Raw genomic sequence first — 10295 nt, forward strand, 5'->3', positions numbered from 1 at the left:
CCACGTTCTTCAAATACCCTCCCGAGATCCGCAAGCTCATCTACACGACGAACATGATCGAGAGCTACCACCGGCAACTACGCAAAGTAACCAAAGGCAAGAGCATCTTCCCGACGGACGAGGCGCTGCTGAAGATGCTATACCTGGCGACGATGGACGTGCTGCGGAAATGGACCGGTCGCGTGCAGAACTGGGGACAAATCCTCCTCCAGCTCTCCGTCTTCTATCCAGATCGAATTGGACAGCATTTGCCGTAAGGGTTCGCTCTCCCCCTCGGGGGAGGTTCCATAAATGAGTTTACACAAAATTCTTGACAGACCCATTGTCCAAGCTGCAATCAAATTTCATAAAAGTTGTGTAACATGTACATAACTGTTGTGTATTACTTATGCAAGAAGTAGTACAAATTGAGAGTTTACAACCGACGGATATCTGAAAGGTTATGCATTTGTTTCACAACTATTGCATAACTTTTGCGTAACATTTATGAATTAGTTATGAATCACATTCACAATGTTACAACGGCAAACTAAAATGGCCAATTCTTCAGTCTCAAGTCTCTCATAATGCCGTTAGGTTTAATGAGCAAGCTTAAACGTTAACAAGATAGAGCCGCGATGTTATTAGGCAACGTCAGTTCGGGTATAAGAGTTCGATTCATAGGAGTGAGGATTTGTGAAGAAGTTCAATAAAGACCTTTCATTTGAAGAGCGAGCAAAGATCATCCAAGCTGAAGTAGCCGAGGAAAAGGAATTTCTCAAAAACCTTTCATTCGACTCAACAGCTATGATCGAGGTAGTCAAAAAATTCATCGATAAGTGGGATCCGGCACAATTGCTGGAAATGGAAAGTCCAGAGGACGAATATGAAGCCGAAATCAGAACAATTTCGATCTATATCATAAAACATCTGGATGTCTTAAATGTAAAAAAGCTTGAGCAACAAATAAGAGAGGTATTTGAGGATGCCTTTGAAGTAGGGTTTGCTCAAGACAAAAGTTCGATTGAAACTGCAACTGGAATATATACTGCTTTAAGAGGTCTCGACATTGTCTAACCTCATTAACATACTGGCTCTATTTCGTTTACATTCTGACCTCCGCTCATTAGCCAAGCGGCTCTGTCGAACTGAAAACTTCACGCCTCATAATGTTTCAAATATCCACAATATCAACAGATCCTTGTGTGGATGAAATCTGAATAAAATCAAGCAGTTCTTCCCCTATCCCCGATTCCCTGTTTCTGTTGCCTTTGGGCAAAGCCGCTGAACAATTTTTATATTGGCAAATATTGTATATTAATGCTCGATGCTGTATAATCTTATCTAACGAAAGCGAACATACATTCTGTACGAGGTGATTTCTAATGGATTGGCGAGATAAACTGATGCTACGAAAAGAAAATATGATTCAAATTATGAAGGGCGTTCTCCAGTAGTGATATGGAGCAACGCCCTTTAGATTTTTTCTAATGTTTTCAAGGTAACTGTATTGATTCAGATTTGTTTGGCGGGGGGATGCAGGTGAATAACGTTAGAAAGTTTCCTGAACTAAGTTGGAGCTTGAGCCGTCATAAAAGGTTTTTAGAATGCAAAAGAAACTATTGGTACTCATATTATGGGGCGTTTGGAGGATGGCAGAATGAGTCGAGCAATCTTACAAGGCACATTTACCGACTCAAAACACTTCAATCGATTCACATGGTGTTTGGTTCATCCGTACACAATCAAATACAGCGTTTTACCAACAATGTACGTTCCACCCGTTTGCCATCGGAAACAGAAATCATATCGAATATTCGGTCGGATTTGAACAAAGCATATCAGGACTCCAGATATCGCCAAAGGTTATGGGTCGAAAACCCAGGTGATTACAAAATGCTCATGGAAATTTACTACGACAACGATTTGCCGTTAGATGTTATCGAGGAGTATCAGACGAAACTGCCATTAGTCGCAAAGAATCTTATCTCCAGTGAAACGGTTAATGATTTATTTCGGCGTGGGGATGAAATCGAAGTAATTGCCGCGGAACGCTTTCGCTGTATAGAAAGAAATGGAATAAAGATTTGGGTTGTGATGGATCTTGTTTTTCGGGACAAATTGACGGGGAAGTACGTGATTGTGGACTTCAAAACAGGTAAGTCGTCTGCGAATGATGTGATCCAGCTCGTACTATACGCTTGGTTTATCCAGCAGATATTTGGCATTGTATCATTAGATCAAATTGAATTGAGAAGCGAGTACCTGGCTGATGGTAGGACAGTAACCTATACCCCGTCCTCCTTCGATCTTGAAAAAACGGAGTATCTGCTAAATACCAGTATCGAATGGATGCGTTCCTATCTGCTCGATATTGACCAAAACATACCCGCTGAAATGGATGAATTTGAGCAAACGACAAACCAGCGGACATGCCAATTATGTTCGTTTAGGGAGCTGTGCGGCAGGGTCTAAAAGATGTTTTCGGTGCAGGGTCATTCGTGAATTGCCACTTGAGACAAAGTCTATAATACATTGTTCGAATTGAACAAAAAAGGATTCTCAATCGAGAAACGTGGAAAGGAGTCGGCAACATGAGTGACGACAAAATTGAAGGAATGAAAAAGAATGATGGATTGAAATTTTCTGAGGAAGGGAACAGGGAGGAATCTGAATATGGGATTTCCGACAATTTCGGAATGTTGCTGAAACATTACCGCGAAATTCGCAACTTCACACTCAAGGAACTTGAAGATATATCGGGGGTATCTGCCAGCTATATCTTCAGATTGGAGCGTGGCGACAGGACTGCCCCTGGTCTGCCAAAGCTCATGGCTTTGTGTGATGCGTTAGACATCCCCTATTATCAAGTATTGGCTACAGTTTTCAAAGAGTCGGCATCTAAAAATGACACGTTGCAGACAGTGCAGGAGGTGCTGATCGCAAATGACTTCTTGGTTAATGGGGAACCGATTAACAGAGAAGCGAAGGAACAGTTGATTAAGATCATAGGACATGTGATCGCTTGTGACTGGTCGCCATCGGCTCAAATGAGGGAGCTGTATATGCTCTCTGAGTTAATCAACCAATTCAAGGTGGCTTTATAAAGGCTTGCAGGTATGACTTAGGCAAGAGTGTTGCCGCTTTGTTTCCCAGTCGGGGATCGGGCGGCTTTTCTTATAACAGGAGAGAGGTGGAACATACATGAGCATTGGCGGATCGGAAAAGGAGTATATCTTTTCGTTATTCCTATTGCATAATCCAAAATATTTGGAGGAGATCATCGGAGAAAAATTAAGCCGGATTGAGGCAGAAGTCCCCGTTGGACGAAAGAAGGTGGATCTTTTGGCGGTGGAGTCGAGCCATCGTTTACCTGTGTATATTGAGACGCAGATGAACCAATCCGACCCATTGCATTTGAAGACCGTTCAGGACATATTGGAGTCCATCAGTGAGGGATCGTGATTTGGATTGCTCGCAGTTTTCGACGTGAACATTTGATGCAGATTTTCGCTTACTTAAAGCGGAACAAACAAAAGTATGTTGCTTTCTACGCTTTAGAAATCCACCCGAAGAAGGCGATTGCTGAAGTTGAATGTCTAAATCAAATGTACAAGCTTGATATATGGAATGAACTAAAGCGAATTTCCGAAATCAAGTATCCGCGGCTGAAACGAATCGAATCGTATTCGCAAATTCCGCCGACACATGCGGGCAGGGAAACGGGAACCGTAAATTACGATTGGACAAGGGTCGAGGACGTGAAACAATACATGCTCGAATGTTTGCGGGAGAAGGTTCCGCAATTTCTCAACGTATGGAAATCTAAGAAGCATAATCGTTTCGACAAAGTTCTGACACTTGGGCAGGTAGAGACGGAGTATACCTCAAATTAAGTGCGAAAGACCGACAGGGATTCGCATCAGTCCATCTGTATTTTAATCAAATCCAAGTGGGGTTGTATAACCAACTAAAACAAAGGCTCCCGAATTGAAACAAGACATTCATCCGCACATGTCGGCAAGCGATAGGAAAATCGGTGTTTGTTTCACTCCTGACCCTAATCTGGATGTGACGATATCCAAACTTGCCGCTATCTTGGAGCAATTGCTTTCGTATTTTGGACCGCATATTTACGGAGGTAATGATGTAGGAGATAAAGACCGGAAAGGTGATCACTATTATCGGCAACATACGATTTTGGCATAAACGGAACAACTGATCCTCGTCACTCGATTGACTTTTTAACCAGTACGCTTAGAACGATAAGCTGGAACAAATGGAAAACCGCTGAGAAAGCGGTTTTTTCTTGCACAGTCAAGAGAGTAAGAATAAAATAAGAGTTGTGTAATAATCAATTGCCTATTGAGGTGGTTTTGTTTGGAGGTTAAATTGTTTTATAGGACTCAGAGAGAGCTTGCCATGATGTACAACTCAATTATTGATGCGTACTGGGAAGGCAATATTAACGAAGAGACCCTAATACAGAAAGTTGTGGATATTTACATAAATAATCCTCAGAAAATTATCAAAGAAAACGATTTTACTACCGTTCTCAAGCAACAGTGCGGGAAGAGAAGGCTTGAGGTTATTGAGAGGATATTGCATATGAACGGATTGGCTAAAGACATAAAATCAGTTATTTGAAAGAAGGGAGCTGAGCCATGTCTCAAGAATTAGAATATAGTGCGACGTTAACAGGGGCTTCTTTCATGTTTTATGAATTCAAACAGGTCGTAAGTCTCAAGACTCAGGGGTTGGGGGATTCGGAAATTAAGGAAAAAGTCCTTACGGAGAACCTCTTCCAATACCAGGTAAAAACGAGCTTGAAAAGAAGCTTGCCTTCTGTATTGAGACGAGTTGGTGTATTGGATGATACCCTAAGAAAAATGGTGTTGGAGGAATCACTGGAGACAGGGAAAATAATCAACCTCTATGCCATCATGAAGACGGACAGGCTCTTTTTTGAATTTATGAATGAGGTCATTCGAGAAAAGCTCGAAACGGATAATTACCTATTTGAAAAGAAGGACCTCAACTTGTACTTTACGTCGAAGGCGGAGCAAGATGCTGGAGTAGCGGGCTGGACAGAGCAAACCGTTAACAAGCTAAAACAGGTTTTTGTGAAGATCCTTTATGAAGCTGGGATTTTAAAAGATAAGAAAACAGGGGAACTAAACCAATTGCTTATAGACGAGCAATTGAAGAGGCACTTCATTAACATTGGCGACATTGCTTATGTAAAAGCAATGGGTGAATGAGAGGTTACGGCATGGCAAATTTGCGTAAGAGACTCGACAAGATCATACCAAAGATAAAAGAAGAGAAGTTTATCCAAGGTAGAGGTCTCGGAAACGAGATCAGCTTTTATGTTTTTGATTATGAGCCTGAACATGAGTTAATCGTTCGGGACTACATCATACATATCAAAAAAGAGTTCAGTCACGAAGGGTCAAATCGTAAGATTATTGAGTTTGATCTGTTCAAGGTGCTTATCGAGATTGCAAAAGAAAAGCGGATTTTCGAGCGGATCTTTCAGATGGAGGAAAAGCAGGGGAAGGATGCTCTTTTTAAGGCAATGACCAATTTTGCCAAGCCTGAAATCTTCCTGCATAAGATAAAGGAACAAATACAGGATCATAATGTGGTTTTCATTACGGGTGTAGGCAAAGTGTATCCCTTCGTACGTTCCCATAATATCCTGAACAATTTGCAAGAGGTACTCGATAGAATTCCAGTCATCATGTTCTTTCCAGGCAAATACGATGGGTTATCTCTACGCCTGTTTGATCGATTCAAAGATGATAATTACTATAGAGCATTCCGATTAGTTGACTGATCATGAGGAGGAACCGTCTATGCTGATTAAAGACATGTTTCAGAAGGATATCGAGAGAAGTATTAAGGGTGTCATTAAGGTTGCTCAGACCGATGAGGATAACATTTATCAGGAACTCGATGAATATGTCGTAACCAGAGAAATCAATAAGCACTTATCCAAATTTTATGAAAATTATCAGCAGGGTATAGATGGAACTACCGACAAAATGGGCGTTTGGATCTCTGGATTCTTTGGATCAGGTAAGTCGCATTTCTTGAAGATTCTTGCCTATCTGCTGGAAAACAAAAAGGTAAAGGATAAAAGAGCAGTCGATTTCTTTACGGACAAGATTCAGGATCCGATCGTGCTGGCCAATATGAAACGAGCTTCTAACGTTGAAACTGAAGTCATTCTTTTTAATATTGACTCGAAAAGTCCCCTGGATAACAAGTCTAAGGAGGATGCGATTCTCCGTGTATTTATGAAGGTGTTTTATGAACACCGTGGTTTCTACGGGGACATTCCAGGCGTTGCGGAGATGGAGAAGTACCTGACAAAAGAAGGTGTATATGAGGACTTTAAGCGTGAGTTTAAAGCCGCGGCAGGCGAAGAGTGGGTAGACCGCAGAAATACCTTCTATTTTGATGCGGATTATGTCATCGAAGCTCTGACAAAGGTCACTTCAATGTCCGTGGAGTCGGCAAGAAACTGGTTTGAGAACGGTGTAAACAACTATGAGATCAGCATTGAAAAGTTCGCCAAAGACGTGAAAGAGTATGTTGACCAGAAGGGAGACAACTTCCACCTGATCTTCTTGGTCGATGAGATCGGTCAATACATAGGTGATAGTCGTCAATTAATGTTGAACCTTCAGACGGTAGCTGAGGATCTGGGAACGCATTGCAAAGGGAAAGTCTGGATCATGGTTACATCACAAGAGAGCATCGATAGCATCGTAAAGGTAAAGGGCGATGACTTCTCTCGGATTCAGGGGCGTTTTGATACTCGTCTGTCTCTTTCGTCAATCTCGGTTGACGAGGTAATTAAAAAGCGGATTCTGTTGAAAAAAGACCATGCATCTGACATGCTGAAACTTATTTATCATGAGAAAAGTGCAATCCTGAAAAACCTGATTAGCTTTAAAGACAGCACCGCTGACCTCCGAGGCTATGAGGACGAGAAAGAATTCGCGGATGTATATCCGTTTCTTCCATATCAGTTTAAACTCCTTCAGAACGTTTTTGAGCAAGTCCGTAAACATGGAAGCTCAGGAAAACACCTGTCTGAAGGCGAACGCTCTATGCTCTCCGCATTTAAAGAGGCGGGACTGCGATATAAGAATTCCAAAGAAGGGACTCTGATTCCGTTCTACGCATTCTACGATACGATTAAGGAATTTTTGACCCCATCTATCGTGAGGGTTATTGAAGGTGCATATGAAAATCCAGCGTTAAAAGATGACGAATTTAATATCGATCTTCTCAAGGTGCTCTTTATGATTAAGTATATTAAAGAGCTTCCAGCGAACATCGATAATATCGCCACCTTAATGGTGACAAGTATCGATGAGGATAAGCTGGCGTTGAAGGAGAAGATTCAAGCATCACTGAGAAAGTTGATTTCACAAACCTTAATCCAGAAGAATGGCGAATTCTATATCTTCCTTACCGATGACGAGCAAGATATCAACCGTGAAATCAAAGCAATGAAGATTGAGGAAGATGCAGTTAAGAGAGAGCTTGCCAACTACATTTTTCAAGATCTGTATGATGAGAAGAGATACCGTTACTCGCAACAATACCAGTTCTCATACAACCAGAAAATGGACGAGAAGAATTATGGGAATCAAACATCGAGTATCGGGATCAATATCCTTTCGCCATTGTCCGACCATTATGCGAAATCCGAGCAGGAACTCATGATGATGTCCTCTGGAACTGGCGAGATGATCTTAAAGCTTGGTGCGAATGAAGCGTACATTGAAGAGATGGAAGAAGTTCTGAAAATCGAAGAGTATCGGAAGAAAAAGAATCCAACACAGCTCCCAGAAAGTATTCAAAACATCCTGAATAACAAACAGGCTGAGGCAAGAGAGCGAAGACGAAGAGTGAAGGATATGTTGGAGGAAGCGATTAAGGGTGGCGTTTTCTTCATCAATGGCGACAAAGCGGACATTAAAGGTGCTTCGGTCAAAGAAAAAATCAATGCCGCTTTTCATTCCTTGGTTGAGAATGTATATACCAAGTTGGGACTTGTAAAGACGTTTTTAGAGTCTGAGAAGGATCTGGTTTCTCTTTTACGAAATAAAAACGAGCAAATCACCATCGATGGTTCAAAACAAAATGACAATGAATTAGCTGTTAAAGAAGTTTTTGATTTCATCAGTCTGCAGGACAGCATCCAAAAACAGGTGCGGGTCAAGATTCTCTTGGATCGTTTCAGCGACAAGCCTTACGGATGGAAGCCTCTTGATATCGCAGGTCTGATCGCAGAGTTAATGAAAGAACAACGGATCAGAATCCGATTCAATGCAGAATACTTGGAGCTTGAAGATGCAAATTTGATCAATGTTCTAACAAAAGCAAGCGATGTTGACAAAGCAATCGTTACGAAGCGTGTGAAGGTTGATGAGTCCCTCCTGAAAATCGCCAAAAATATCTGTAAACAAGTGTTCAACAAAACTGATGTGGCTGATGATGAGGATGGGCTTATCAAGGACGTTCGAGATCTCATGGATAAGCAAGTCATCGAGATCACGAACTTGAAAAAACGTTACGAAGGTCGAAAATACCCAGGAAAAAGCCTCTTGGACAAAGGACTTGAGTATTTCAACGAGTTCACCAAGGGATTAGACAATGTGTCGTTCTTCACCAAGCTTCGAGACTTGGAAGATAACCTTCTGGATTGGGAAGAAGATGTTTCTTATGTGAAGAGCTTCTTTGAGAATCAAAAAGAGATTTTTGACAAAGGTCTTCTTGCTTACGACAAGTACAAGGACAACAGCGTTTACTTAACAAGCGAAGAAACGGAAAAACACGCCGCAACATTACAGGAGATTCTTACAGAAGTCCAGCCGTACAAAAGAATCAAAGAGATTCCTGAGCTTGTGAATAAAATCGAAGAAGCGATTCAGAAGGTACTTGAGGACAAGAAGACAGCGGCGAAAAATGCGATACAGCTTGATGCTGACCATTTAGAGTTACGTTCGAACCATGAAGGGGTATCGGAAGGAACAAAAAATCAGATCCAGAACTTCTATAAAAGTCTGTTCCAGAGTGTCGATGGTTTTAACGATATCTTCAAGGTTGATGCAACTGTGACCCAAAGCTCCACCTTCAAAGAAAATATGGATATTAAGATTAGCCGTGAAATCAATGAGTGGAACAATAGAGTAAAGCCAGTTGCAAAAGATGGTGGGGCGACATACGGTGTCGAAACAGTCGTTCAGAAGGAAAAAGTGAAAATCAGCAACTTGCTTGCTGATAAGACATTAAAAACTGAGGAAGACGTAGACAAACTACTGAATTCCCTTTCGGTGAAATTCAAGCAGATCATCAAAAACAACAAACAAATTGAATTTATAGAGTAAACATGAGTGCCGCGGCTTCGGCCGCGGCATATCAAATGAAGGAATAACATTTTACATTTAGGCTGGTGAACCGAAAGCATGAATAAGACAGCTTTGAAGAACTTTGCGACAAATGCACGAAACGAGCTACTGAAAAAGGTTGAAGCAAAGGCTTTTAAGATCGGGATTACCGAAGAAAATATAAAAAAAGCTCAAATTGAAACCTCCGATGCTATCTACATTGATGGCAAGCAACTATCCATTACTGAGAAAAAACGGCGGGATACGCTTATTCAACGTATCAAGGAAATTGGCTTTAATCGTGTCATAGAGGAAGTTGCTTATACCTGGTTTAACCGCTTTATTGCATTGCGATTTATGGAAGTTAATAATTATCTTCCTACGAAGGTAAGAGTGCTTTCTTCCAGTAATCCTGATAGCCCTGAACCTGATATTATGAATGAAGCAATGTCGGTTGATTTAGATATCGACAAAGAACTGGTTTATGAACTGAAGATAAACAATAAAACTGAAGAACTATTCAAGTATTTGATCATCAAGCAATGCAACAGCTTAAATAGGGCTTGCTGAACGAACAAAAAATCCTTATTCCACAAGGGATTTGAGCTACTTTTGTCGAATTTATCTGCAAGGAAAACATAGAAAATTGGCAAAAAACCTTGCAGATGGAGTGAGCGAACGTGTTCGTGCCGAATCGGGATATGGCAGATCTGTTGGAAAATTTCTACTTACCCTTTGGCGGGAAGCTTAATCCTGGGAATCGCTGGGTACAGCTTGCCGCACTCATCCCTTGGGATAAAGTGGAAGAGAAATACTTCCAATCCTTCTCATCGATCGGCATCGGTCAAAAAGCATATTCGGTTCGCATTGCACTCGGTGCCCTCATCATCAAGGAGCGCCTTGGTT

At 41.4% G+C, this 10295-nt stretch carries 11 protein-coding genes; all 11 read left to right on the forward strand.

Going from position 1 to position 10295, the window contains the following annotated elements; translation table 11 throughout:
* A partial coding sequence (locus G485_RS26970) for a transposase (RefSeq protein ID WP_035156759.1) occupies positions 1-257 on the forward strand: 257 nt, incomplete at its 5' end.
* 418 nt (positions 258-675) lie between these two features.
* The gene (locus G485_RS0116530) at positions 676-1056 is read left to right on the forward strand and encodes a hypothetical protein (protein ID WP_027093440.1); all 381 of its coding nucleotides are present in this window, start codon (positions 676-678) and stop codon (positions 1054-1056) included.
* A gap of 465 nt (positions 1057-1521) precedes the next feature.
* Entirely contained in the window at positions 1522-2454 is a 933-nt protein-coding gene (locus G485_RS29285; protein ID WP_169732331.1) for a RecB family exonuclease, read from the forward strand.
* Positions 2455-2573: 119 nt separating this feature from the next.
* Complete coding sequence (locus G485_RS26975; protein WP_035156762.1) at positions 2574-3086, forward strand: helix-turn-helix domain-containing protein; 513 nt, start codon at positions 2574-2576, stop codon at positions 3084-3086.
* Between the two features lie 97 nt (positions 3087-3183).
* Positions 3184-3444, forward strand: coding sequence for a hypothetical protein (locus tag G485_RS0116545; protein ID WP_027093442.1), 261 nt, complete (start codon positions 3184-3186; stop codon positions 3442-3444).
* A gap of 915 nt (positions 3445-4359) precedes the next feature.
* A complete protein-coding gene (locus G485_RS0116555; protein WP_035156766.1) occupies positions 4360-4626 on the forward strand; it encodes a TIGR04540 family protein in 267 nt (88 codons plus the stop codon).
* Between the two features lie 17 nt (positions 4627-4643).
* Positions 4644-5240, forward strand: coding sequence for a DUF1819 family protein (locus tag G485_RS0116560; RefSeq protein WP_027093445.1), 597 nt, complete (start codon positions 4644-4646; stop codon positions 5238-5240).
* An 11-nt stretch (positions 5241-5251) separates the two neighbouring features.
* Positions 5252-5818 (forward strand): DUF1788 domain-containing protein, encoded by a 567-nt coding sequence (locus tag G485_RS0116565; protein WP_027093446.1) that lies wholly within the window; start codon positions 5252-5254, stop codon positions 5816-5818.
* Positions 5819-5837: 19 nt separating this feature from the next.
* Positions 5838-9389, forward strand: a complete 3552-nt coding sequence (gene brxC / locus G485_RS0116570; protein WP_027093447.1) for a BREX system P-loop protein BrxC — start codon at positions 5838-5840, stop codon at positions 9387-9389.
* A 78-nt stretch (positions 9390-9467) separates the two neighbouring features.
* A complete protein-coding gene (locus G485_RS0116575; protein ID WP_027093448.1) occupies positions 9468-9959 on the forward strand; it encodes a hypothetical protein in 492 nt (163 codons plus the stop codon).
* A gap of 131 nt (positions 9960-10090) precedes the next feature.
* The coding region (locus G485_RS0116580) for a transposase (RefSeq protein ID WP_035156768.1) at positions 10091-10295 on the forward strand (205 nt) is incomplete at its 3' end.

Source organism: Cohnella thermotolerans DSM 17683, from assembly GCF_000429825.1.
GTDB classification, from domain to species: Bacteria; Bacillota; Bacilli; order Paenibacillales; family Paenibacillaceae; genus Cohnella; species Cohnella thermotolerans.